Source organism: Micromonospora sp. NPDC048905 (assembly GCF_040649655.1).
GTDB lineage: Bacteria > Actinomycetota > Actinomycetes > Mycobacteriales > Micromonosporaceae > Micromonospora.
Window position 1 is genome coordinate 375,410 of the sequence record NZ_JBEZFV010000005.1, and the last position, 23,066, is coordinate 398,475.

The following is a 23,066-nucleotide window of genomic DNA, read 5'->3' on the forward strand; positions in this document are numbered from 1 at the left end:
GCGAAGCGGAGCCCCGCAGTCGCGAACGAAAGGCGGGTCCGGTGAGCGCGAGGAGTGCAGCGAAGCGGAGCCCCGCAGTCGCGAACGAAAGGCGGGTCCGGTGAGCGTAAAGACGTCTGAGACCGCTGAGAAGCAGGAGACGACCTGGCAGACCCTGCGCCGGGGTCTGGCGCTCTCTCCGGAGCTGCGGACCGGCCTGGCCGGCACCCTGGCCCTGGCGTTGGTCTACATGGTCGGTCGGGTGGCCGTGCCGGTCGCCGTGCAGCAGGGCATCGACCGCGGCCTCGTCGGTGGTCTGGACCTCGACGTGGTGTGGACGGTGGTGGCGGTCACCGCCGCGATCCTGGCGGTCACGACGGTCTGCGGTTATCTGATGATGCGCCGGCTGTTCACGGTCAGCGAGACGGCGCTGGCCAACGTCCGGACGCGGGCGTTCCGGCACGTGCACGACCTGTCGATGTTGCACCAGCAGTCGGAGCGGCGGGGCTCGTTGGTCTCGCGGGTCACCAGCGACGTCGACCAGATCACCCAGTTCCTCCAGTGGGGCGGGGTGATCCTGCTGGTCAACCTCGGTCAGCTGGTGGTCACCACCGCCGTGATGCTCGCGTACTCCTGGCAGTTGACCCTTGTGGTGCTGGCCGCGTTCCTGCCGGCGGTGTTCATCATCCGGCAGTTGCAGCAGCGGCTGGGCTCGGCGTACGCGACGGTGCGTCAGCGCACCGGCACGCTGCTCGGCACGATCGGCGAGAGCGTGGTGGGCGCGCCGGTGATCCGGGCGTACGGGATCGCGGGCCGCACCGAGCGGCGGTTGGACGAGGCGATCGACGCGCAGCGTCTGGCGCAGCAGCGGGCGATCCGGATCAGCATCGTGGGCAGCTCGGTCGGCGAGCTGGCGGCGGGGCTCGCGCTGGCGGGTGTGGTGGTGCTCGGGGTGACGCTGGGGGTGGACGGCACGCTGTCGATCGGCCAGTTGACCGCGTTCCTGTTCCTGGTGACGCTCTTCATCCAGCCGGTGCAGATCGCCACCGAGGTGCTCAACGAGGCGCAGAACGCGATCGCCGGCTGGCGTCGGGTGCTGGATGTGCTGGACGTCGCCCCCGACGTGGCCGACCCGGGGGAGCAGGGGCGCAAGCTGCCGGCCGGGCCGCTGGACATCCGGTTCGCCGGTGTGCGGTTCGCCTATCCGGGTGGCCCGCCGGTGCTGCACGACATCGACCTGGAGATCCCGGCGAAGAGCCGGGTGGCGGTGGTCGGCGAGACCGGCAGCGGCAAGACGACCTTCGCCAAGTTGCTGACCCGTCTGATGGACCCGTCGGCCGGGGCGGTGCTGCTGTCCGGGGTGCCGTTGGCGGAGGTGCGGTTCGACTCGCTGCGCTCCCGGGTGGTGATGGTGCCGCAGGACGGGTTCCTCTTCGACGCGACGGTGGGGGACAACGTCCGGTTCGCCCGGCCGGAGCTGACCGACGAGGAGCTGAGCGCGGCCTTCACCGAGCTGGGCCTGTCGGACTGGCTGGAGGGTCTCCCGGCGGGTCTGGACACACCGGTCGGGGAGCGCGGCGAGGCGCTCAGCGTCGGTGAGCGGCAGTTGGTCGCGTTGGCCCGCGCGTACGTGGCCGATCCGGACCTGTTGGTGCTGGACGAGGCGACGAGCGCGGTGGACCCGGCGACCGAGGTGCGTCTGCAACGCACCCTGGACGCGGTCACCCGGGGCCGGACGACCCTCGCGATCGCGCACCGGCTCTCCACGGCGCAGGCCGCCGACGAGGTCATCGTGGTGGACCGGGGGCGGGTGGTGCAGCGCGGCCCGCACGACGAGTTGGTCCGCGACGCCGACTCGGTATATGGCCTGCTCTATGCCTCGTGGTTGGAGCAGACCCGGTGAGCTGTCCCGGCTACGCGAGGGTGGTGGACGCCGACGGCCGGGTGCTCTAGGCTCCGGGTTAGGTAAGCCTAACCTTCGAAGGAGGTCGCGCCATGCGGCCCAAGCCCGCCGAGATCGTCCGTACCCTCGTCGCCGGCCGCCTGCCCGGTCTCGTCCATCTCGCGCACCGGCCGGGCCCGCACCACGCCCGGCACGTGACCGACCCGGACGGGCGGGTGCTGCTGCTGGTGCCGGTGGCCAGCCACCTGGCCGCCGCGCTCCAGCCGGTCGCCGGGGCCAGCGACATCGCGGTGGTGCTCGACGTGCTCGACCTGCCGCCCGCCGCCGGTGCGCCGGGTCTGGGTCGCGCCTGGGTCTCCGGCTGGGCGGGCGAGTTGCACGGCGACGAGGCTCGCCGGGCGGCGCTCGACTTCGCAGCGGTGGAGCCGACCGGCGACCTGCTCGACCTGGGCACCCGGTTCCGGCTGTTCCGCTTCGAGGTGGTCGAGGTCCGCTGGGAGCGCGCCGGCGCCGTGCGCCGGATCGACCCGGGGGAGTACGCCGAGGCCGAGCCGGACCCGGTGCACCCGGTCGAGGCGCGTCTGCTCGCCGACCTCGCCGAGCGCCACGGCGCCCAGGTGACCGCGTACCTGCGCCGGCAGCTCGGGTTGACCGAGCAGACCCTCGACGGGCCGCCCCGGGTGGTGCGCATCGACCGCTACGGGCTGGTGGTCGCCCTCGGCCACCCCGGCGCCCGACGTCGGATCCGGTTGGCCTTTCCCGGCCCGGTGGCCGACCCGGCCGACCTGCCGCGACTGCTCCCACCGCTGCGCCTGCCCGCCAGCGCTCAGCCGCCGCGCTGACGGTCAGGTCGGCAGGGGGCCGGTGAGGTAGCGCTGGATCGTCGGGCCGATCGCGGCGACGAGGGTCTCCGGGTCCGCCGAGGCGACCGGCTCCAGGCGCACCACGTACCGCATCATGGCCAGGCCGATCATCTGGGTGGCCACCAGGGAGCCGCGCAGCGGTAGCTCGGCCGGATCCACGTCGAGGTTCTCCAGCACCCGGCGCAGCACCTGGGTGGTGACGAACTCGCGCAGCAGTCGGGCGGTCCACTCGTTGCTCACCGCGGAGCGCAGCAGTGCCTGCGCGGCGCTGCCGGTCGGGGAGTCCCAGACGCCGAGGAAGATGCGCACCATCCGCTCACCGGCGCCGTCCCGGTCACCGGCGAGCACCTTCGGCACCAGCTGACCGGGATCGACCGGAAAATCCATCGCGGTCCGGAAGAGCTGGTCCTTGCTGCCGAAGTAGTGGTGCACCAGCGCCGGGTCGACCTCCGCCGCGCCGGCGATGGCCCGGATCGAGGCGGCGTCGAAGCCCCGTTCGGCGAACGCCGTCCGCGCCGCGTCGAGAATCGCCTCCCGGGTGCCCGGTTTGCCGGGTCGCCGGCCGGTTCGCCGCGTCATCGCCGCCCTTCGTTCGTCCGCCTGGCCCGTCGTGGGCCGGCCCTGCCCGCGCCGGGGTCGGCCGCCGCGCCGGCCGCCGCCCCCGGCGCCGGCCGTCAGCCGCTGCGTCGGCGCAGGGTGGCCGCCGCGAGCACCAGCGCCAGCACCACCGCACCGAGCACCACCGCCACGTCCCGCCACATCGTGCCGGTCGGCTCGGCGTGGGCGCCGACCTCCTGCAACGCCTCGATGGCGTACGAGAGGGGGAAGGCGTCACTGAGTGCCTGGAGCCAGCCGGCCATCTGGTCACGGGCCACGAACAGCCCGCAGAGCAGCAGTTGGGGGACCACCACGACTGGCAGGAACTGTACTGCCTGGAACTCGGTCCGCGCGAAGGCGCTGCACAGCAGCCCGAGGGCGACACCGAGCACGGCGTCGACGACGGCGATCCCGATCACCAGTCCGATGCTGCCGGCGGTCTCCAGGTCGAAGACCCAGTACGCGACGGCGGCGGCGACGGCCGCCTGCACGGCGGCGGCCAGCCCGAACGCGATGCCGTACCCGAAGAGCAGGTCGAGCTTGCCCAGCGGTGTGGTGAGCAGACGTTCCAGGGTGCCGGAGGTGCGTTCGCGGAGCATGGCGATGCTGGTCACCAGGAACATGATCACGAAGGGGAAGATGCCCAGCATCACCAACGCGACCCGGTCGAACGTCGTCGGCTGGCCGGGTGGGGTCGGCTGGTCGGCGTACATGAAGTAGACCAGGGTGAGCAGGACGGCCGGCACCACCACGAGCAGCGCGATCGTCCGTCGATCGTGCCGGAGCTGACGCAGGATGCGGCCGGTGGTGGCCGCCAGGATCCGGGGGTTCATGACTGCTCCTGTGCGGCGTTCGGAACGGTGGTGGTGGGACCCGCCTCGCCGGCCCGGATCAGGCGCAGGAACGCCTCGTCGAGATCGTCCACACCGGCGGCGGCGCGGATGGCGGCCGGGCTGTCGTCGGCGATCAACCGTCCCTGGCGGATCAGCAGCAACCGGTCGCAGCGGGCCGCCTCGTCCATCACGTGACTGGACACCAGCAGGGTGGTGCCCGCGGCGGCCATCGCGTGGAACCGGGCCCACAGGTCGGCCCGCAGCACCGGATCCTGACCGACTGTCGGCTCGTCGAGAATGACCAGCTCCGGCTCCCCGACCAGGGCGCAGGCCAGCGAGGCCCGGCTGCGTTGACCGCCGGAGAGGGTGGCGACCAGTTGACCGGCGGCCTCGGCCAGGCCGACATCGCTGATCGCCCGGTCGGCCTCGACCCGTCCGCGCCCGTAGAGGGCCGCGAAGTAGCGGGCGTTCTCCCGGACGGTCAGGTCGGCGTAGACGCTCGGCGCCTGGGTCAGGTAACCCACCCGGTGCCGCAGCGCCGGGGTGCCCGCCGGTTGGCCCAGCACGGTGACCGTGCCGCCGCTGACCACCTGCACCCCGACCACGGCGCGCATGAACGTGGTCTTGCCACTGCCGCTGGGGCCGAGCAGCCCGGTGACGGCCCCACGGGGGACCTGGCAGCTGATGCGGTCCAGCACCCGCCGCCCGCCCCGGTCGACGACCAGGTCGCGGACGCCTATCGCGTCGTCCATCACGTGCCTCCCAAGAAACTCATCATCTGTTGAACTCAACGCTAGATGAAATACTGCCTTCGGTGCAACGGCGGGACCGGCGATCGGCCAGCTACCGTGCATCGAGCATGAGAACGGGCAGTAGGCTTCGGACCGGACAGCGAGTCCGCCAACGGGCATTGCGCGCTGATCGGACGTACGGCACGATGGCGCCGTGGGTCACGCTCCGTTACCGAATAGCGGTTTTTTCGAGGACTGGGCCGCGCGGTTGCGGCAGACCGTCGAGCGGCCGGTCGTCGGCATCCTGCTGCGCGGCAGCCACGCCCGCCGAGCGGCCACCGCGCACAGCGACGTCGACCTCGACGTGCTGGTCGGCGGCGCGCCGTACGCGGCGCGGCAGGCGTACCTGGCCGAATCCGCAGGTCGGGTCACCCACGTCTCGGTCGCCGCCCGCGACGTCCGCTCCTGGGTGCACCGGCTCGGCGAACCGGCCGACTGGGCGTTCGGGCTGCCGGTCACCGCGCCGGCGCGGCTGCTCTGGGCCGACCCGCACTGGCGGCCCCGGATCGACCTGCCGGTGCTCTGCCAGCCCGCCGAACCACCCCGACTCGAGGAGCTGATCGCCACGCTCGGTAAGGCAGCGGCCGCCCGGTCCGCCCACGACCGCCTCGGGGTCCGGCTCGCCGTCGCCGACCTGGCCCGACTCTGCCCGTCGGTGCTGCGCCCCGCGAACCCGTCGGTGCGGGTCCACTCCCGCCGGGCGGCCTTCGCGGCGGCCCTGGACCTGCCGGTGGCCCCACCGGGCTACCGGGCGGACATGCTGCTCTGCCTCGGGCTCCGACCGGGCGCCACCGGCCAACTGTGGGCCGCCGCCGTCCGGCTCGTCGCCGGCACCCTGCCGTTGATCCGACCGTACGCCGAGGAGATCGCCGAGGCGGCCGGGGCGGACCTGGCCGCCGCCCTGCTCGACGGCCGGCTGGACCGTTACGTGGCCCAGTTGGCCCGGCCGGACGGACCCGCGCCGCAGCCCTGCCGGGAGCGGTCACCGGTGCCCGCGCCACGTGCGGGACACTTGGACACTGTGTCCGTACCTGACTCGCCGGCGACCGGCGTCCCCAGCGCTCCGAGCGACCCGGTGGCCTCCGGGTCGGCCCGCCCGTCCCGACTCGACGCGGCCATCGCCGCCCGACTGCGCCGTACCGCCGACGGTCTGGTCGCCGCGGTGGTCCGCGCGCACGACTCCGGCGAGGTGCTGATGGTCGCCTGGATGGACGACGAGGCACTGCACCGCACCCTCACCACCGGTCGGGCCACCTACTGGTCGCGCAGCCGACGCGAATACTGGGTCAAGGGGGCCACCTCCGGGCACCACCAGTACGTCCGATCGGTCGCGCTGGACTGCGACGGAGACGCGCTGCTGGTCAGCGTGGACCAGGTCGGCGCGGCCTGCCACACCGGCCAGCGGACCTGCTTCTTCACCGAGTTGCCCGTCACCTCCCCGGAGGCACGGTGAGCGCGCGCGGCGCAGCCCGGCGCAGTCCCGCAGCCGCGAACGAAAGGCAGACCCAGCCATGACCGACGGCACCGTCAGCCCCGACCTGGGCACATTCACGGAGCTGGCCGCCGACTGGCGGGTGGTGCCGGTGACCCGGCGGCTCCTGGCCGACGCGGAGACGCCGGTCGGGGTCTACCGGAAGCTGGCCGGTGGACCGGGCACGTTCCTGCTGGAGTCGGCCGAGCAGGGCGTCGGCTCGGCCGGCCTGGCCTGGTCGCGGTACTCGTTCATCGGCGTCCGCAGCAGCGCCACCCTCGTCGAGCGCGACGGCGTGGCGACCTGGCTCGGCACGCCGCCGGCGGGGCTGCCCACCGGCGGTGACCCGGTGCGGGTGCTGCGGGAGACGGTGGCGGCGCTCGCCGGCCCGGTCGGGGACCCGTCCGACGGTCTGCCGCCGCTGACCGGGGGCATGGTCGGCTACCTCGGGTACGACCTGGTCCGCCGCTTCGAGCGGCTGCCCGAGCTGACCGAGGACGACCTCGGCGTGCCGGAGTTGGGCATGATGCTCGCCACCGACCTGGTGGTGCTCGACCACTACGACGGCTCGGCGATCCTGGTCGCCAACGCGGTGCTGCCGCCGCTGGACGCCCCGGACCGCGCCCCGCAGGTCGCCGCCGCGTACCACCACGCGGTGGGCCGACTCGACGCGATGACCACGGCGCTGTCCCGGCCCATCCCGCCGATGATCTCCACCGTCGAGCGTCCGACGGCCGGGGAGGTGCTCTGCCGTACGCCCGACGGCGGCTACCCGAAGGCGGTGGAGGCCGCCAAGGAGGCGATCCGGGCCGGTGAGTGCTTCCAGATCGTGCTCTCCCAGCGCTTCGAGCGCTCGACGCACGCCGACCCGCTGGACGTCTACCGGGTGCTGCGCACCAGCAACCCCAGCCCGTACATGTACCTGCTGCGCTTCGACGGGTTCGACATCGTCGGCTCGTCCCCGGAGGCGCACCTGAAGGTCACCGGCGGCGCGGACGGGCGGCGTCGGGCGTTGCTGCACCCGATCGCCGGCACCCGGCCGCGCGGTGGCACCCCGGCCGCCGACGCCGTGCTCGCCGCTGAACTGCTCGCCGACCCCAAGGAACGCGCCGAGCACGTGATGCTCGTCGACCTCGGCCGCAACGACCTGGGCCGGGTGTGTCAGCCCGGCAGCGTGGAGGTGCCCGAGTTCGCCACCATCGAGCGGTACAGCCACGTCATGCACATCGTCTCCACCGTCACCGGCACGCTGCGTGATGACCAGAGCGCGTTCGACGCGCTCGCCGCGACCTTCCCGGCCGGGACCCTCTCCGGTGCGCCGAAGGTGCGGGCCATGGAGATCATCGAGGAGTTGGAGCCGGTCCGCCGGGGCCTCTACGGCGGCACGGTGGGCTACTTCGGCTTCGGTGGCGACCTGGACATGGCGATCGCCATCCGGACCGCGCTCATCCGTGACGGCCGCGCCTACGTGCAGGCCGGGGCCGGGGTGGTGGCCGACTCGGACCCGGCCGCCGAGGACCAGGAGACGCGGAACAAGGCCGCCGCCGTACTGGCGGCGATCGCCGCCGCCGAAACATTGCGGCCAGCCCGGTGAGCGCGAGGAGTGCAGCGCAGCGGAGCCCCGCAGTCGCGAACGAAAAGCCGGCACCGGTGAGCGCGAGGAGTGCAGCGCAGCGGAGCCCCGCAGTCGCGAACGAAAGGCCAGCCCGATGAGGGATGGTGAGCGGTCCGTCGGGGGCCGGCGTGAGTTGACGTACGCCGTACTTCTCTGTCTGGTCGGCGCGGCCCTGGCGCTGTGGGCCGCGACGCGGACCTGGTCGGTCGAGCTGACCGTGCGCCCGGCGCCGCTGCCGCCGGTCCGCGACACGCACAGCGGTGCCGGGCTGCTGCCCTGGCTGCCGGCGTTGGCCCTGGTGACGTTGGCCGGCGGTGGCGCGCTGCTGGCTACCCGGGGTCGGCTGCGGCAGGTGCTCGGTGCGCTGCTCGGTGTGCTCGCTCTGGCCGTGGCGGCCGGCGGTGGGTACGGGCTGGGTGTGGACGTCGACGGCTCGGTGAGCCGGCAGTGGCCGGTGCTCTGCCTGCTCGGCGGCCTGCTGGCCGCTGCGGGCGGTTTCTGGACGGCGGTGCGCGGTGGCGGCTGGCCCGCGATGGGTGCCCGCTACGAGCGGCCGGCCCGCACCGCCCCGCAGGCCGTGCCCGCGCCGACCGGCGCATCGGAGTCGCCCGCGCCGATGGCCGGGCGACGGACCACCGAGGCGTGGGACGCGCTGGATCGGGGTGAGGACCCGACGGCCGAGTGAGGGCGACGGCAGCTACGACAGGTGGGTGTCAGCCGACCGGTTGACGTTCCCGCCGCGGTCGCTGGCTGGCGGCGCGGGCGGCGGTCAGTTCGGCCACCAGGCGGTTCAGTTCGGCGCGCTGGTCGGCGCGGGCCCGGTCGGCGCAGACCGCCTCCCAGGCGTTGCCACGCGCCGTGCGCATCCGCCCCTCGCCCACCACGGCCCGTTCCACGGTGTGCACCACACCGACGGCGAGCGATGCCACCGTCCGCGAGATGGTCGTCAGGCCGATTGTCGCTTGCGGCTCGGACATGCTCATGGTCACCTCGCACGAGGAGTTGCGACGGTCGGGGCAGGCGCGTCATCGAGTCTGCCCGAGGACGATGCTGGCCGGCTGACGTTTCGCCGTCGTGACCGCCGGGTCAACTGTCCCGCCTCGGCCGTGACCAGGGGCCGTCCGTTCGGCCTTGAGATTGCTCACAACATCGACCGACGCCGTTGTCGTCGGGCGCGGGCGGGGAACTGGTGGCATGATCGATGCATCGGCACGGTCTGACCGCGGCCGCCAGGCTCCATACCGCGTTGCGATTGTCGATACGGGAGGTGGCGCTGCGTGACATACCGTTCACGGCAAGTCGGCCATTATGCCGCAGCCCTTTTCGTGAGCAGCGCCATACCCCCGGCATTCGGCGTCGGTCGGCTGCCCCTAGCATCGGCCCATGACGCCCGGAGAGGGGAGTCCGTTGGTGACTGCTGAGCATGCGCACGCGGAGGGGGACGAGGCCGGTCAGGCAGCGTCCGTAAGCGTGCTCGACGAGATTCTGGCTGGCGTGCGTGAGGACGTCGCCCGACGCCAGGAGCAGGTTCCGCTGGAGCGGATCCGTGAACTGGCAGCGGCGGCGCCGCCGCCGCTGGACGCGTACGCGGCGTTGCGTAAGCCCGGCGTCGCCGTGATCGCCGAGGTGAAGCGCTCGTCGCCGTCCAAGGGGCGGCTGGCCGAGATCGCCGATCCGGCCGACCTGGCGGTCGACTACGCCGCCGGTGGGGCGCGGGCGATCAGTGTGCTGACCGAGGGGCGCTGGTTCGGTGGCTCACTCGACGACCTGGCCGCCGTTCGGGCCGCGGTCAGCGTGCCCGTGCTGCGCAAGGACTTCGTGGTCTCCAGCTACCAGATCCACGAGGCGCGCGCGCACGGCGCCGACCTGGTGCTGCTGATCGTCGCCGCGCTCGAGCAGAACGTGCTGATGGGCCTGCTGGAGCGGATCGAGTCGCTGGGCATGACCGCTCTGGTCGAGGTGCACGACGAGGAAGAGGCCGACCGCGCGCTGGAGGCGGGCGCTCAGGTGATCGGGGTCAACGCCCGTGACCTGCGTACCCTGGAGGTCGACAGGTCGGTGTTCGAGCGGATCGCACCCGGCCTGCCCAGCAGCGTCGTCAAGATCGCCGAGTCCGGCGTTCGTGGTCCGCACGACCTGATCCGGTACGCCTCCGCGGGTGCTGACGCGGTCCTCGTGGGCGAGGGCCTGGTCACGCAGAAGAGTCCTCGCGAGGCGGTCGCCGAGCTGGTCAACGCGGGTAATCACCCGGCAACGCCCCGGCCGGTGCGCTGACCTCGCACCGGACGCCCCACCGAGAGGATTTCCGATGAGCGCCGACGCGCTGGCCCCGGTGGCCGGCCCGCAGCCCGACTCCGCCGGCCACTTCGGCCGCTTCGGCGGTCGGTTCGTTCCCGAGGCCCTGGTGGCCGCGCTCGACGAGCTCGACGGGGCGTGGCGCACGGCCATGGCGGACGAGTCCTTCCGGGCCGAGTTCGGAGCGCTGCTGCGCGACTACGCGGGCACGCCGTCGCTGCTCTACGAGGCCCGGCGGTTCTCCGCGAAGGTCGGGGCGCGGGTGTTGCTCAAGCGTGAGGACCTCAACCACACGGGCGCGCACAAGGTTCGCAACGTGCTCGGCCAGGCGCTGCTCACCAAGCGGATGGGCAAGACCCGGGTGATCGCCGAGACCGGCGCCGGCCAGCACGGCGTGGCCACCGCGACGGCCGCCGCCCTGTTCGACCTGGAGTGCGTGGTCTACATGGGCCAGGTCGACACCGAGCGGCAGGCGCTCAACGTGGCCCGGATGCGGATGCTCGGCGCCACCGTCGTGCCGGTCACCAACGGCTCGCGCACCCTCAAGGACGCGATGAACGAGGCGATGCGCGACTGGGTGGCGAACGTCGACGAGACGCACTACCTGATCGGCACCGCCGCCGGTCCGCACCCGTTCCCGGCGATGGTCCGCGACTTCGTCCGGGGCATCGGTGACGAGGCCCGTCAGCAGTGCCTCGACCTGACCGGCGCGCTGCCGGACGCGGTCACCGCCTGCGTCGGCGGCGGCTCCAACGCGCTGGGCATCTTCCACGCGTTCGTCGGCGACGACGACGTGCGGCTGTACGGGTTCGAGGCCGGCGGCGACGGCGTGGCCACCGGCCGGCACGCGGCCAGCATCACGGGTGGGTCGGCCGGTGTCCTGCACGGCACCCGCACCTACGTGTTGCAGGACGCCGACGGGCAGACGCTGGAGTCGCACTCGATCTCCGCCGGTCTGGACTACCCGGGCGTCGGGCCCGAGCACGCCTGGCTGCACGACACCGGCCGGGCGAGTTACCTCCCGGTCACCGACGTCGAGGCGATGGCCGCCTTCGAGCTGCTGTGCCGCACGGAGGGGATCATCCCGGCGATCGAGAGCGCCCACGCGCTCGCCGGCACCGTCGCGCTGGGTCCGAAGCTCGCCGCCGAGCTGGGTCGGGAGCCCACCATCGTGGTCAACCTCTCCGGTCGGGGCGACAAGGACGTGCACACCGCCGGCGACTACTTCGGCATCCTCGACAAGGAGCGGTGAGATGAGCCGGATCGGGGTGGCCTTCGACAAGGCCCGCGCCGACGGACGGGCCCTGCTGATCGGCTGCATGCCGGCCGGGTTCCCGAGCGTCGACGGCAGCATCGCCGCGATGACCGCAATGGTCGAGGCCGGTGTCGACGTCATCGAGGTGGAGATTCCCTACTCCGACCCGGTGATGGACGGGCCGGTGATCCAGAAGGCCAGCGACATCGCGCTGGCCGGCGGCGTCCGCACCAGGGACACCCTGCGCATCATCGAGGCGGTGGCGGCCACCGGCGCTCCGGTGGTCACCATGACCTACTGGAACCCGGTCGAACGGTACGGCGTGGACGTGTTCGCCCGTGACCTCGCCGCCGCCGGTGGCACCGGTCTGATCACTCCCGACCTCATTCCCGACGAGGCGGCCGAGTGGCTGGCCGCCTCGGACGCACATGGACTGGACCGCACGTTCCTGGTCTCCCCGTCGTCCACCGACGCGCGGCTGGCGATGACCGTGCAGCACTGCCGCGGTTTCGTCTACGCGACAGCGGTCATGGGTGTCACCGGCGCCCGGGCGCGTACCTCGGACGCCGCGCCGACGCTTGTCTCCCGGGTCCGGGAGGTCACCGACCTGCCGGTGGGTGTCGGTCTCGGCGTGGGCACGGGTGCGCAGGCCGGCACCGTCGCCGGTTACGCCGACGGGGTGATCGTCGGCAGTGCGCTGATCAGGTGTCTGCTCGACGCGCCCACCGAGGCGGAGGGGCTGGCTTCCCTGCGTGCCCTCAGTGCCGAACTCGCCGAGGGCGTCCGCAACCCCACCCGCTGACCCCACCCGCGGCGAGGGATTCGCGTCCCTGCGGCGGGCCTCGGGTCGCTGACGGATTCGTCAGTGGCGCCGGGACGGGTCCGCGGCCTCGCCGCGTTGCTCGGGTGGCTGCCCCACTCCCGACCGCCCGTCCGGGCTGGTCGCCGTTCGGTCCTGCTCGGCTGGGCGAGCGGCTGGCGGCGAGGTCTCGGTGGGGCCGGGCAGCGGCGGGACGTCGCGGAGCATGCCGGAGCGGCCGGCGGTCGCGTCGGCGACGGCGGCCCGGGTGAGCGGGGTGACCGCCTCGGGCAGCGCGTCGGGGGAGTGCCAGGACAACCGACAACCCGGCAGGGGGTCGGCGGGCGGGTGGCCGTCGGTGGCGCACGCCCGAAAGACGTGCACGAGTACGTCGGGCAGCGGCCCGACGCGCCCGGGCGACGTCTGCCCGGTGGGGCCGCTCAGGTGGTAGACGCCGACCAGGTCGACCAGCTCGATCTCCCAGCCGGTCTCCGCGCGGATGTCCCGTAGGGCGGCCCGCACCGGGCTCTCGGCCGGACGCAGCCGCCCACCGGGCAACGCGTAGCGGCGCTCTCCCCGGCCCTGCTGGCAGAGCAGCACCTGGCCGGTGTCGTCGGTGACGACCGCGGCGACCGCCCAGGTGAGCGCGCTCATGGACAAAGAGCGTACGGGGGCGCAAACCAGAAGTCACCGAGATGCGCGCTCCCGTGCCCGGGGTGCCGCTACGGGGGTGTGCAGCGGTAGCGTGTGCACCCGTGACCCTCGCCTCGCTGTCCCCCCAGGCGGCCCTGCCCAGTCCCAGCACCGCGGTCTGGCAACTCGGGCCGGTGCCGATCCGGGCGTACGCGCTCTGCATCATCGCCGGCATCGTGCTGGCCTGCTGGGTGACGGAGCGCCGGCTGCGGCAGCGCGGCGTCGCGCCCGGCGCGGTGCTCGACATCGCCGTCTGGGCGGTGCCGGCCGGCATCATCGGCGCCCGGATCTACCACGTCGTCACCTCACCGGAGAAATACTTCGGCACCGGTGGGGACCCGATGAAGGCCTTCGCCATCTGGGAGGGCGGTCTCGGCATCTGGGGCGCCGTCGCCGGTGGGGCGGTCGGTGCGTACATCGCCGCCCGGCAGCTCGGCATCCCGTTCGGCGTGGTGGCCGACGCGGTGGCACCCGGGCTGGCGCTGGCCCAGGCGGTCGGCCGGGTCGGCAACTGGTTCAACAACGAGCTGTTCGGTGGCCGCACCACGCTGCCGTGGGGCCTGCAGATCCACCGGATGGATCCGGACAACCCGGGGCACGCGCTGCGGGACGACGCCGGGCAGCCGATCCTCGAACCGGGCCTCTACCAGCCGACCTTCCTCTACGAGGCGCTGTGGAACCTCGGCGTCGTCGCCCTGGTCCTTCTCCTGGACCGCCGGCTGAAGCTGGGCCGTGGTCGCGCGTTCGCCCTCTACGTGATGGGCTACACCGTCGGCCGGTTCTGGATCGAGATGATGCGCACCGACGAGGCCAACCAGATTCTGGGCGTACGACTGAACGTCTGGACCGCCGGCCTGGTCTTCCTCGGCGCGTTGATCTACTTCGTCCGGGTGCGCGGCCCGCGGGACTACCTGATCCCGCTCGGCGCGGTGGCGACGCCGACCCCGCCTCCCACCTCCGACCTGTCCCAGATCGACCTCTCGGAGCGGGAGACCCCCGCGCGGGCCACCGCCCCGGAGGGCTACCGGGTGGTCAGCGAGGAGCAGTACGCCGCCTGGCAGGACACCGGCGTCATCCCAGCGGAGCCGGCCACCGACCAGGGCGCCGAGCCGCTCGATGACGCGTCGTCGGTCGACGGCCCGTCGACCGACGACGAGCCGGTGGACGACCCGTCGGGTGTGCGTACCGACCGGGCCGACGCCGCAGGCGTGCGGCCCGCCGACCGGGACAGCTGAGCGGGGGCGGCACCGATGCGAAGCGCGGTGGTGGTCGGCGCGGGGGTCGGTGGCCTCGCGGTGGCCGGTGCGCTGGCCCGTTCGGGCTGGCAGGTCACCGTGCTGGAACGCGCCGAACGGATTCGCCCCGAGCCGACCGCCGTGGTGCTCTGGCCCAACGGCGTCCGCGCGTTGCAGGCCCTCGGCCTCGGCGCGGGTCTGACCGCCATCGCCACCCCGCTGTCCGACGGCGGGGTCCGTCGCCCGGACGGGCACTGGCTCGTGCAGCCCCGGCCCATCCCGGCCGACCGGATGCCGGTGGTGGTGCACCGCGAAGACCTGCACGACGCGCTGATCGCGGGCCTCGGTGAGCGGGTCGAGCTGCGTACCGGCGTGACCGTGCGCCACGTCCGCGTCGAGCCGGGCGAGCGACCGGGGGTCAGCGACGGGCGGCAGACCATCGAGGCCGACCTGGTGGTCGCCGCCGACGGCACCGACAGCGGCATCCGCCGCCAACTCGCGCCCGAGTCCCGGGTGGTCAGCTCCGGCTGCGCCGCGTGGCGGGCCGTCATTCCCTGGTACCAGGCGCCGCGGCTGCCCGACGACCAACCGCTGGTCGGTGAGATCCTCGGTGCCGGTTACCGGTTCGTGGCCGCGTCGTTGGGTGAGCGCGGCTCCTCGGGTGGGTCCACCCGGGGCGGGATCTACTGGGTGGCCACTGCCGCCGGCGCTCCTCGCCCGGAACCCCCGGAGACCCAGCTCGCCCTGCTGCGCCGCTGGTACGCGGGCTGGCCCGCCCCGATCGGCGCGCTGCTCGACGCCACCGACCCGGCCGACCTGGTCCAGCAGGAGGTCCGCGAGCTGCGTCCGCTGCCCCGTGCGTACGGCTTCCCCGTTGGGCCGGGCGGGGTGGTGCTGCTCGGCGACGCGGCGCACGCCATGCCGCCGCACCTCGGGCAGGGCGCCTGCCTCGCGTTCGAGGACGCCGTCACGCTCGCCTCGCTGCTGCGCGAGGCTCGACTGCCCGACGCGGTGCAGGCGTACGACCGGATTCGTCGCCCCCGGGCCACGACCGTGGTCCGGCAGACCCGGCGGATGTCGGCGGTGCTCCAGGCCCGGGGCCGGTTGGCGTTGCGCGCCCGCGACGCCGCACTCGGCACGATCAACACGCGGCTGCTCTCCAGCGCCGCCGCCTCGGCCGCCCAGTGGCGTCCCCCGGCCTGACCCACCCCACCCCACCCCACCCCACCCCACACCCGCACACCCGCGCCGATCTTGCACTTTCTGTCGCCGATACGCGTTAGATATCCGTTTTTGTCGCGGCAGAAAGTGCAAGATCGCGCGGCGGGGCGGGGCGCGTCGGGGCGGGGCGCGTCGCGGCGGGGCGGGCGGCGTGAGCGGTCAGGCGATGAGCGCGGCGGGTTCGGCGATGCAGGCGGTGCCGATGCGGCGGAACCCCACCCGCAGGTAGACCCGGGCGATGTCGTCGCTGCCCGCGGAGAGAAAGATCAGGTCGGTGCCGGCCGCGTGCAGCTCCCGGGCGAGGGTGGCGGTGAGTGCGGCGCCCAGCCCGCGCCGCCGGGCGGCCGGCAACGTGGCCACGCCGGCGATCTCCGCGACGTCGCCCACGCGCATGGCCATGCCGCTGGCCAGCGCCCCGTCGGTCGCCGTCCCGGCGAGCGCGGAGATCCGTCGGCCGTCGGCGATCCGGGTCCGCTCCTCGTCGAGCGCGGCCAACTCCAGTTCGGTGACCGCGGCGTCCCGCTCGGCCGGACCGGCCGCACCGGGCGCGGTGCCGGCGGCGGCGAACGACACCGCTGCCACCGCGCGTCGGGCCGCGACGTCGGCGGCGAAGCCGGGGGAGTCGGCCGCCAGCACCCGCACCGCCGCGTCGGACAGGGTCGCCGGGTCGGGCAGCGCGGCCGGGTCGAGGACCATCAGCGGCGCCTCCAGCACGTGCAGCCCCGCCGAGCGGGCCACCGCCAGCAGCTCGGGAGTCGTCTCGTGCACCCACTCGAAGGCTTCCGGCAGACCCAGCTCGCGCTGCCGCCCGCGGACCGAGGTCACGTCGGCGAGCGACGGCGGCTCGCCGGCGCCGATCCGGGGGCGTGCGTAGAACGGCCAGCCGGCACCTTCGCGCACGAACAGCACCAGCCCGCCATGATCCTCCGCGGCGGCGACGTCGCGGGGCACCGCGTCGTAGAAGCGTTCCAACCGGTCGAAGACGTCCTTGTGTAGCGGATCCACCGCGCGAGACTACACGTCCCAGCCTGTGGACGGTGTGATCAATCTCAGGTGGCTGTGCGAGCCGGGCCCTAACGTAGACTCAATAGACCCACGGGCCGACGTCGTCCCCTGCATGATCAACCTGAGTGACGACAGGAGGCCCGGTGGCTCAGCCGTACGCGGAAATGACACAGCCGCACCCGCACAGCCCGCAGGCGTCCCCGATGCCCGGCACCCGCCCGTCCGCCCAGGGCCTCTACGACCCGGTGCAGGAGCACGACGCCTGCGGGGTGGCCTTCGTGGCAGACCTGCACGGTCGCCGTTCCCACGCGGTCGTCGCCAACGGGCTCGGCGCGCTCTGCCGTCTGGACCACAGGGGTGCCCGGGGCGCGGAGCCCAACACCGGCGACGGCGCGGGCATCATGATCCAGGTGCCGGACACGTTCCTGCGCGCGGCGGCCGACGTGGCGCTACCCCCGGCGGGCGAGTACGCCACCGGGCTGGTCTTCCTCCCCGACGACGACGCCGGCGAGGCGCGTGCCCGGCAGGTGGTCGAGAAGTACGCGCTGGTCGAGGGTGCCGAGGTGCTCGGCTGGCGGGAGGTGCCGATCGCCCCGGAAGGGCTCGGCGAGAGCGCCCTGGCGGCGATGCCCCGGGTCCGGCAGGTCTTCGTGGCCGCGCGCCGGCTCACCGGCTCACCGGCCGGCCCGGCCGGTGACGCGCTGAGCGGCATCGAGCTGGACCGGGTGGCGTTCTGCCTGCGCAAGCAGGCCGAACGGGAGACCGCTGAGCGGGGCGTGCCGGCGTACTTCCCGTCGCTGTCCAGCCGGACGATGGTCTACAAGGGAATGCTCACCCCCGACCAGTTGCCGGCGTTCTACCCGGACCTGCGCGACGAGCGGGTGGACAGCGCCATCGCGCTCGTGCACTCCCGCTTCTCCACCAACACGTTCCCGTCCTGGCCGCTGGCGCACCCGTACCGGTTCATCGCCCACAACGGTGAGATCAACACCATCCGGGGCAACCGCAACTGGATGCAGGCCCGCGAGGCGCTCCTGCGCTCGCCGAACGTGCCGGGCAACATCCGGCGGGTCTTCCCGGTCTGCACCCCCGCCGCCTCCGACTCGGCGAACTTCGACGAGGTCCTGGAGTTGCTGCACCTGGCCGGGCGGAGTCTGCCGCACGCGGTGCTCATGATGATCCCCGAGGCCTGGGAGAACGACCCGGGCATGGAGCCGGCCAAGCGTGCCTTCTACCGCTTCCACGCCAGCCTCATGGAGCCGTGGGACGGGCCGGCCTCGGTGGCCTTCACCGACGGCGAGATCGTCGGCGCGGTGCTGGACCGCAACGGCTTGCGCCCGGGGCGCTGGTGGCAGACCGACGACGGGCTCGTGGTGCTCGGCTCCGAGGCGGGCGTGCTCGACCTCGACCCGGCGCACGTGGTCGCGAAGGGGCGGCTCCAGCCAGGCCGGATGTTCCTGGTCGACACCGTGGCCGGCCGGATCGTGCACGACGAGGAGATCAAGTCCGAGTTGGCCGCCGCCCAGCCGTACGGCGAGTGGCTGCACGCCGGGCTGATCGAGTTGGGCGACCTGCCTCCCCGCGCGCACACCGTCTACACCCACGACTCGGTGCGCCGCCGGCAGCAGACCTTCGGCTACACCGAGGAGGAGCTGAAGATCCTGCTCGCGCCGATGGCCCGTACCGGCGCCGAGCCGCTCGGCTCGATGGGCACGGACACCCCGATCTCGCCGTTGTCCACCCGGCCGCGGCTGCTCTACGACTACTTCCATCAGCTCTTCGCCCAGGTCACCAACCCGCCGCTGGACGCCATCCGCGAGGAGTTGGTGACCAGCCTGGCGTCGACGATCGGGCCGGAGGGCAACCTGCTCGACCCGGGCGCGGCGAGCTGTCGGCAGATCGTGCTGCCGCACCCGGTGATCGACAACGACGAGCTGGCCAAGATCCTCTCCATCGACGAGGACGGCGACCTGCCCGGCTTCAAGGCGGTCCGGGTGTCCGGCCTGTACCGCATCCGGGAGGGCGCCGTCGGGATCAAGGCACGGCTGACCGAGATCTGCCGGCACGTCTCCGAGGCCATCGAGGACGGCGTCCGCATCCTGGTGCTCTCCGACCGGGACTCCAACGCCGACCTGGCGCCGATCCCGTCGTTGCTGCTCACCGCCGCCGTGCACCAGCACCTGGTGCGGGAGCAGACCCGCACCCAGGCGGCGCTGATCGTGGAGTCCGGCGACTGCCGGGAGGTGCACCACGCGGCGGTCCTGATCGGCTACGGCGCGGCGGCGGTCAACCCGTACCTGGCGTTCGAGTCCGTCGAGGACATGATCGCCACCGGCGCGCTCGTCGGGGTGGAACCAGCCGCCGCGGTGCGCAACTACGCCAAGGCGCTCGGCAAGGGCGTTTTGAAGATCATGTCGAAGATGGGCATCTCGACGGTCTCGTCCTACTGCGGCGCGCAGGTCTTCGAGGCGGTCGGCCTGGAAACCCGGCTGGTCGAGCGCTATTTCCGGGGCACCCCCAGCCGGATCGGCGGGGTCGGCCTGGCGGGCGTACACACCGAGGTCGCGGCACGGCACGCGCTGGCCTGGCCCCCGGCCGGCACCGCGGCCTCCGCCCGACTGGAGGTCGGCGGCGAGTACCAGTGGCGCCGCGAGGGTGAGCTGCACCTGTTCAACCCGGAGACGGTCTTCCTGTTGCAGCACGCCACCCGCAGCCGGCAGTACGACGTCTTCCGGCAGTACACCGCGAAGGTCGACGCGCTCGCCGCGCAGGCCGGCTCGTTGCGGGGGTTGTTCACCCTGCGTACCGGGCTGCGCCCGGCGGTGCCGATCGAGGAGGTCGAGCCGGCCACCGAGATCGTCAAGCGCTTCGCCACCGGCGCCATGTCGTACGGGTCGATCTCGGCGGAGGCGCACGAGACGCTCGCCATCGCGATGAACCGCCTCGGCGGAAAGTCCAACACCGGTGAGGGCGGCGAGGACGTCGACCGACTGCACGACCCGAGGCGCCGCTCGGCGGTCAAGCAGATCGCCAGCGGCCGGTTCGGGGTGACCAGCGAATACCTGGTCAACGCGGACGACCTCCAGATCAAGATGGCCCAGGGCGCCAAGCCCGGTGAGGGCGGTCAGCTGCCCGGCAACAAGGTCTGGCCGTGGATCGCCCGCACCCGGCACGCCACGCCCGGCGTGGGTCTGATCTCCCCGCCGCCGCACCACGACATCTACTCCATCGAGGACCTCGCCCAGCTGGTGCACGACCTCAAGTGCGTCAACCCGGCGGCTCGGGTGCACGTCAAGCTGGTCAGCGAGTTCGGTGTCGGCACCGTCGCGGCCGGCGTGGCGAAGCTCAAGGCGGACGTCATCCTGATCTCCGGCCACGACGGCGGCACGGGCGCCTCCCCGATGAACTCGCTCAAGCACGCCGGCACCCCCTGGGAGTTGGGGTTGGCCGAGGCGCAGCAGACGTTGCTGCTCAACAAGCTGCGGGACCGGGTCACCGTGCAGGTCGACGGCCAGCTCAAGACCGGCCGGGACGTGCTGGTCGCGGCGCTGCTCGGCGCGGAGGAGTTCGGCTTCGCGACCGCGCCGCTGATCGTCGAGGGCTGCGTGATGATGCGGGTGTGTCACCTGGACACCTGCCCGGTCGGCATCGCCACCCAGAACCCGGTGCTGCGGGAGCGGTTCACCGGCAAGCCGGAGTTCGTGGAGAACTTCTTCCTCTTCCTCGCCGAGGAGGTCCGGGGTTACCTGGCCGAGCTGGGTTTCCGGTCGATCGAGGAGGCGATCGGGCAGTCCGAGGTGCTCGACGTGGCCCCGGCGCTGACGCACTGGAAGGCGCACGGGTTGGACCTGGCGCCCGTCCTGCACCTGCCGGAGCTGCCCGCCGGTGCGGCCCGACGCGGGGTCCGCGCGCAGGACCGCGGCCTGGAGCAGGCGCTCGACAACGAGCTGATCGCGCTGGCCCGTCCGGCTCTGACGGACGGGGCGCCGGTGCGGGTCGAGGTGGCGGTGCGCAACGAGCACCGCAGCGTCGGCGCGATGCTCGGCGGCGAGGTGACCCGTCGTTTCGGCGGCGCCGGCCTTCCCGAGGACACCATCGAGTTCGTGCTGCACGGCACGGCTGGGCAGTCGTTCGGCGCGTTCCTGCCGCGCGGGGTGACCCTGCGCCTGCACGGCGACGCCAACGACTACGTGGGCAAGGGCCTCTCCGGGGGCCGGCTCGTCGTCCGTCCGGACGCCGCCGCGCCGTTCCTCGACCCGGACGCCGCGCCGGGGCAGCGGGCCGAGGATCAGATCATCGCCGGCAACACCATCCTGTACGGGGCCACGGCGGGCGAGGTCTTCCTTCGTGGCCGGGTGGGGGAGCGGTTCGCGGTCCGTAACTCCGGCGCGATCGCCGTGGTCGAGGGTGTCGGCGACCACGGCTGCGAGTACATGACCGGCGGCACGGTGGTGGTGCTCGGCGCGACCGGCCGGAACTTCGCGGCCGGCATGTCCGGCGGCACGGCGTACGTGCTCCACCTGGATCGTTCGCGGGTCAACGGGGAGATGGTCGACCTGGCGCCGCTGGGCGAGCAGGAGCAGTCACTGCTGCACGAGCTGGTCCAGCGGCATGTGGCCGAGACCGGCTCGTCGGTCGCCGAGGAGTTGCTCAAGCGCTGGCCGGAGGCGGTGGCCGAGTTCACCGCGGTGGTACCCCGCGACTACCGCCGGGTGCTGGAGATCATGAAGGCCGCCGAAGCCGCCGGCCGCGACGTCGACGACGCGGTGATGAGCGCGCTCAGCGTGCCGTCCGCCGCGCCGGTGCCGCCCGCCCCGCGGGTGGCGGCCCAGGAGGTGGCACGTGCCTGACCCGAACGGTTTCCTGCGCTACGACCGGCGTCTGCCGGCCCGCCGCCCGGTGCCGGTGCGGATCAGCGACTGGCGCGAGGTGTACCCGCCGGCCGGCGAGGAGCTGGTCCGTGAGCAGGCCACCCGCTGCATGGACTGCGGCATCCCGTTCTGCCACGACGGATGCCCACTGGGCAACCGCATCCCGGACTGGAACGACCTGGTCCGCACCGGCAACTGGGACGCCGCGGTGGAGTCGCTGCACGCCACCAACAACTTCCCGGAGTTCACCGGCCGGCTCTGCCCGGCGCCCTGCGAGGCGGCCTGCGTGCTCGGCATCTCCGGCGGGCAGCCGGTGACCATCAAGCAGGTCGAGGTGGAGATCGCCGACGCCGCCGCGGCGCGCGGGTTCGTCCCTCGGCCGGTGCCGGCGCCGTCCGGTCGGTCGGTCGCCGTCGTCGGTTCCGGGCCGGCCGGCCTGGCCGCCGCCCAGCAGCTGGCCCGCGCGGGTCACGCGGTGACCGTGTACGAGCGGGACGACGCGATCGGGGGCCTGCTGCGGTACGGCATTCCCGACTTCAAGTTGGAGAAGCGGCACATCGACGCCCGGCTGGCCCAGCTCGCCGCCGAGGGGGTGCGCTTCCGCACCGGGGTGAACGTCGGGGTGGACGTCACCGCCGAGCAGCTGCGCGCCGAGCATGACGCGGTGCTGCTGGCCGCTGGTGCGTTGCAGGGGCGGGACACGCCGGAGACTCCGGGACGGGCGCTGCGGGGCGTACACCAGGCCATGGCGCATCTCGTCGCGGCGAATCGCGCGGTCGCCACCGCGGCCACCGGCGAGCCGGGCGTCCCGGCCACCGGCGAGGGCCGGCCGGCGCGTGCGCTGCTGCCGGACGGCACCCCGATCGACGCGGCCGGCAAGCACGTGGTGATCATCGGTGGCGGTGACACCGCGGCCGACTGTCTGGGCGTGGCGCACCGGCAGGGCGCCGCTGGCGTGCACCAGCTCGACCTGTACCCGCAGCCGCCGCAGGGGCGCGACGAGGCACGGGACCCGTGGCCGACCTGGCCGTGGGTGCTGCGCAGCTACCCGGCGCACGAGGAGGGTGGCGAGCGGGTCTTCGCCGTCGCGGTGCAGGAGTTCGTGGACGACGGCACCGGCCAGGTGCGAGCGGTGCGGATCGCCGAGGTGACCGTGGAGAAGCGCGACGGCCGGCGGGTCGTCACCGTGGTGCCGGGCTCCGAGCGGGAGCTGCCGGCCGACCTGGTGCTGCTGGCGATCGGCTTCGAGGGCACCGAGCAGCAGCCGTTGCTGGCCCAGTTCGGCGTGACCCGCAATCCCCGGGGCGCCGTCGACGCCCGCGACGACTGGCAGACCGACTCCGACGGGGTGTTCGTGGCCGGTGACATGCACCGGGGCGCGTCGCTGATCGTCTGGGCCATCGCCGAGGGGCGGGCGGCGGCCGCCGCCATCCACGGCTATCTGGGCGGTGTCGGTACGCTGCCGGCCCCGGTGGGTCCGGCCGCGCAGGCTCTCGCCGTTCGCTGAGGTGCGGGCGTCCGGTCGGTGGGGCGGTTCTGCCGCCGCACCGGCCGGGCATTCCCGCTGGTGAAGCCACTCACAAAGGTGGGCAAAGAGGTTTAGGCCGGCAAGACTTGCCGGCTGCCGAACCGCACTGCGA

General features: G+C 73.3%; 18 protein-coding genes and 1 pseudogene. 13 read left to right on the forward strand and 6 right to left on the reverse strand.

What is annotated here, in order from left to right:
* Window positions 1–100: 100 nt before the first annotated feature.
* Together AB0C01_RS16270 and AB0C01_RS16275 are read left to right on the forward strand one after the other, a co-directional pair.
* Window positions 101–1,882: an ABC transporter ATP-binding protein gene (locus tag AB0C01_RS16270; protein WP_357251149.1), complete on the forward strand. Its 1,782-nt coding sequence runs from the start codon at window positions 101–103 to the stop codon at window positions 1,880–1,882.
* Between the two features lie 92 nt (window positions 1,883–1,974).
* Window positions 1,975–2,724 carry a DUF2470 domain-containing protein gene (locus AB0C01_RS16275; protein ID WP_357251152.1) on the forward strand — a complete coding sequence of 250 codons (750 nt, stop codon included), beginning with the start codon at window positions 1,975–1,977 and terminating at the stop codon, window positions 2,722–2,724.
* 3 nt (window positions 2,725–2,727) lie between these two features.
* Here AB0C01_RS16275 and AB0C01_RS16280 read toward each other — a convergent pair whose 3' ends face one another.
* The 3 genes from AB0C01_RS16280 to AB0C01_RS16290 all read right to left on the reverse strand — a co-directional run bounded on the left by AB0C01_RS16280 (window position 2,728) and on the right by AB0C01_RS16290 (window position 4,927).
* Window positions 2,728–3,324 carry a TetR family transcriptional regulator gene (locus AB0C01_RS16280; RefSeq protein WP_357571497.1) on the reverse strand — a complete coding sequence of 199 codons (597 nt, stop codon included), beginning with the start codon at window positions 3,322–3,324 and terminating at the stop codon, window positions 2,728–2,730.
* A 95-nt stretch (window positions 3,325–3,419) separates the two neighbouring features.
* A complete protein-coding gene (locus tag AB0C01_RS16285; protein ID WP_357251158.1) occupies window positions 3,420–4,175 on the reverse strand; it encodes an ABC transporter permease in 756 nt (251 codons plus the stop codon).
* Window positions 4,172–4,927 (reverse strand): ABC transporter ATP-binding protein, encoded by a 756-nt coding sequence (locus AB0C01_RS16290; protein ID WP_357571498.1) that lies wholly within the window; start codon window positions 4,925–4,927, stop codon window positions 4,172–4,174. Before AB0C01_RS16290 ends, AB0C01_RS16285 begins: the two co-directional genes overlap by 4 nt.
* Window positions 4,928–5,483: 556 nt before the next feature.
* On the opposite strand from AB0C01_RS16290, the pseudogene AB0C01_RS16295 reads away from it, so the two are divergent.
* From AB0C01_RS16295 to AB0C01_RS16310, 4 genes and pseudogenes are all read left to right on the forward strand, one after another.
* Window positions 5,484–5,807 (forward strand): annotated as a pseudogene (locus AB0C01_RS16295) (phosphoribosyl-AMP cyclohydrolase); the annotation flags it as partial.
* A gap of 180 nt (window positions 5,808–5,987) precedes the next feature.
* The gene (hisI, locus tag AB0C01_RS16300) at window positions 5,988–6,419 is read left to right on the forward strand and encodes a phosphoribosyl-AMP cyclohydrolase (protein ID WP_357251429.1); all 432 of its coding nucleotides are present in this window, start codon (window positions 5,988–5,990) and stop codon (window positions 6,417–6,419) included.
* Between the two features lie 58 nt (window positions 6,420–6,477).
* A complete protein-coding gene (locus AB0C01_RS16305) occupies window positions 6,478–8,031 on the forward strand; it encodes an anthranilate synthase component I (protein ID WP_357251164.1) in 1,554 nt (517 codons plus the stop codon).
* 115 nt (window positions 8,032–8,146) lie between these two features.
* Window positions 8,147–8,737 carry a Trp biosynthesis-associated membrane protein gene (locus AB0C01_RS16310; RefSeq protein ID WP_357571499.1) on the forward strand — a complete coding sequence of 197 codons (591 nt, stop codon included), beginning with the start codon at window positions 8,147–8,149 and terminating at the stop codon, window positions 8,735–8,737.
* 28 nt (window positions 8,738–8,765) lie between these two features.
* Here the strand turns inward: AB0C01_RS16310 and AB0C01_RS16315 are convergent, their stop codons facing one another.
* Window positions 8,766–9,035 carry a hypothetical protein gene (locus AB0C01_RS16315; RefSeq protein WP_357571500.1) on the reverse strand — a complete coding sequence of 90 codons (270 nt, stop codon included), beginning with the start codon at window positions 9,033–9,035 and terminating at the stop codon, window positions 8,766–8,768.
* A 487-nt stretch (window positions 9,036–9,522) separates the two neighbouring features.
* Between AB0C01_RS16315 and trpC the strand changes: the two genes are divergently transcribed.
* Genes trpC through trpA form a run of 3 tightly spaced genes read left to right on the forward strand, consistent with a single transcriptional unit; the run spans window position 9,523 to window position 12,404 of the window.
* Window positions 9,523–10,326, forward strand: a complete 804-nt coding sequence (gene trpC, locus AB0C01_RS16320; protein WP_357251431.1) for an indole-3-glycerol phosphate synthase TrpC — start codon at window positions 9,523–9,525, stop codon at window positions 10,324–10,326.
* 34 nt (window positions 10,327–10,360) lie between these two features.
* Window positions 10,361–11,599 carry a tryptophan synthase subunit beta gene (gene trpB, locus AB0C01_RS16325; protein WP_357251173.1) on the forward strand — a complete coding sequence of 413 codons (1,239 nt, stop codon included), beginning with the start codon at window positions 10,361–10,363 and terminating at the stop codon, window positions 11,597–11,599.
* A 1-nt stretch (window position 11,600) separates the two neighbouring features.
* On the forward strand, window positions 11,601–12,404 hold the full coding sequence (gene trpA, locus AB0C01_RS16330; RefSeq protein WP_357251176.1) for a tryptophan synthase subunit alpha: 804 nt from the start codon (window positions 11,601–11,603) through the stop codon (window positions 12,402–12,404).
* Between the two features lie 60 nt (window positions 12,405–12,464).
* Here the strand turns inward: trpA and AB0C01_RS16335 are convergent, their stop codons facing one another.
* Entirely contained in the window at window positions 12,465–13,055 is a 591-nt protein-coding gene (locus tag AB0C01_RS16335; protein WP_357571501.1) for an NUDIX hydrolase, read from the reverse strand.
* 101 nt (window positions 13,056–13,156) lie between these two features.
* Here AB0C01_RS16335 and lgt point away from each other — a divergent pair, with 101 nt between their 5' ends.
* Together lgt and AB0C01_RS16345 are read left to right on the forward strand one after the other, a co-directional pair.
* Window positions 13,157–14,329 (forward strand): prolipoprotein diacylglyceryl transferase, encoded by a 1,173-nt coding sequence (lgt, locus tag AB0C01_RS16340; protein ID WP_357251181.1) that lies wholly within the window; start codon window positions 13,157–13,159, stop codon window positions 14,327–14,329.
* A 15-nt stretch (window positions 14,330–14,344) separates the two neighbouring features.
* Window positions 14,345–15,532, forward strand: coding sequence for an NAD(P)/FAD-dependent oxidoreductase (locus AB0C01_RS16345; protein ID WP_357571502.1), 1,188 nt, complete (start codon window positions 14,345–14,347; stop codon window positions 15,530–15,532).
* A gap of 177 nt (window positions 15,533–15,709) precedes the next feature.
* On the opposite strand, the gene AB0C01_RS16350 is transcribed toward AB0C01_RS16345, so the two are convergent.
* Window positions 15,710–16,555, reverse strand: a complete 846-nt coding sequence (locus AB0C01_RS16350) for a GNAT family N-acetyltransferase (RefSeq protein WP_357571503.1) — start codon at window positions 16,553–16,555, stop codon at window positions 15,710–15,712.
* A 164-nt stretch (window positions 16,556–16,719) separates the two neighbouring features.
* Between AB0C01_RS16350 and gltB the strand changes: the two genes are divergently transcribed.
* Both gltB and AB0C01_RS16360 read left to right on the forward strand, forming a co-directional pair.
* Window positions 16,720–21,405 carry a glutamate synthase large subunit gene (gltB, locus tag AB0C01_RS16355; protein WP_357571558.1) on the forward strand — a complete coding sequence of 1,562 codons (4,686 nt, stop codon included), beginning with the start codon at window positions 16,720–16,722 and terminating at the stop codon, window positions 21,403–21,405.
* Window positions 21,398–22,933 carry a glutamate synthase subunit beta gene (locus AB0C01_RS16360; protein ID WP_357251189.1) on the forward strand — a complete coding sequence of 512 codons (1,536 nt, stop codon included), beginning with the start codon at window positions 21,398–21,400 and terminating at the stop codon, window positions 22,931–22,933. The genes gltB and AB0C01_RS16360 overlap by 8 nt, the downstream gene beginning before the upstream one ends.
* The last annotated feature ends 133 nt before the right edge of the window (window positions 22,934–23,066 follow it).

What these genes read in the sequence shown, in the direction of transcription:
- AB0C01_RS16285 (WP_357251158.1), bottom strand. Translation starts at nt 4,175, where the DNA reads ATGAACCCCCGGATCCTGGCGGCCACCACCGGCCGCATCCTGCGTCAG.
- AB0C01_RS16345 (WP_357571502.1), top strand. Translation starts at nt 14,345, where the DNA reads ATGCGAAGCGCGGTGGTGGTCGGCGCGGGGGTCGGTGGCCTCGCGGTG.
- gltB (WP_357571558.1), top strand. Translation starts at nt 16,720, where the DNA reads ATGACACAGCCGCACCCGCACAGCCCGCAGGCGTCCCCGATGCCCGGC.
- AB0C01_RS16280 (WP_357571497.1), bottom strand. Translation starts at nt 3,324, where the DNA reads ATGACGCGGCGAACCGGCCGGCGACCCGGCAAACCGGGCACCCGGGAG.
- trpA (WP_357251176.1), top strand. Translation starts at nt 11,601, where the DNA reads ATGAGCCGGATCGGGGTGGCCTTCGACAAGGCCCGCGCCGACGGACGG.
- AB0C01_RS16290 (WP_357571498.1), bottom strand. Translation starts at nt 4,927, where the DNA reads ATGGACGACGCGATAGGCGTCCGCGACCTGGTCGTCGACCGGGGCGGG.
- AB0C01_RS16315 (WP_357571500.1), bottom strand. Translation starts at nt 9,035, where the DNA reads ATGAGCATGTCCGAGCCGCAAGCGACAATCGGCCTGACGACCATCTCG.
- AB0C01_RS16310 (WP_357571499.1), top strand. Translation starts at nt 8,147, where the DNA reads ATGAGGGATGGTGAGCGGTCCGTCGGGGGCCGGCGTGAGTTGACGTAC.
- AB0C01_RS16305 (WP_357251164.1), top strand. Translation starts at nt 6,478, where the DNA reads ATGACCGACGGCACCGTCAGCCCCGACCTGGGCACATTCACGGAGCTG.
- AB0C01_RS16335 (WP_357571501.1), bottom strand. Translation starts at nt 13,055, where the DNA reads ATGAGCGCGCTCACCTGGGCGGTCGCCGCGGTCGTCACCGACGACACC.
- AB0C01_RS16275 (WP_357251152.1), top strand. Translation starts at nt 1,975, where the DNA reads ATGCGGCCCAAGCCCGCCGAGATCGTCCGTACCCTCGTCGCCGGCCGC.
- trpB (WP_357251173.1), top strand. Translation starts at nt 10,361, where the DNA reads ATGAGCGCCGACGCGCTGGCCCCGGTGGCCGGCCCGCAGCCCGACTCC.